The sequence below is a fragment of the Bacillus sp. EKM420B genome (assembly GCF_011065565.1).
Classification (GTDB): Bacteria; Bacillota; Bacilli; order Bacillales; family Bacillaceae; genus Bacillus; species Bacillus velezensis.
Genome location: NZ_JAAMNX010000076.1, coordinates 1 through 231, shown reverse-complemented (window position 1 = coordinate 231; position 231 = coordinate 1). Strand labels below are relative to the sequence as shown.

Here is a 231-nt window from a genome sequence, read left to right as displayed (position 1 = left end):
ATCGGCGCAGGTGCGGGGGGGACGCTGCTCGTCCGTCAGCTTACCCAGAAAAACGATCTCGGAATCATGCCTGTAGCTTTTATTGATGATGATCAGACGAAGCATAAGCTCGAAATCATGGGCCTGCCCGTCATCGGCGGAAAAGAAAGCATTATGCCGGCGGTGCAGAGGCTGAGAATTCACCATATTATCATCGCCATTCCGTCTCTTTGCACCCATGAGCTTCAGACG

Annotated in this window: 1 protein-coding gene; it reads left to right on the top strand. The window is 52.8% G+C overall.

Translation table 11 applies throughout. The annotated features are described in order from the left end of the window. Positions 1-231 (top strand): nucleoside-diphosphate sugar epimerase/dehydratase (locus G9F48_RS19600; RefSeq protein ID WP_446697984.1); only part of this gene is annotated, 231 nt, incomplete at both ends.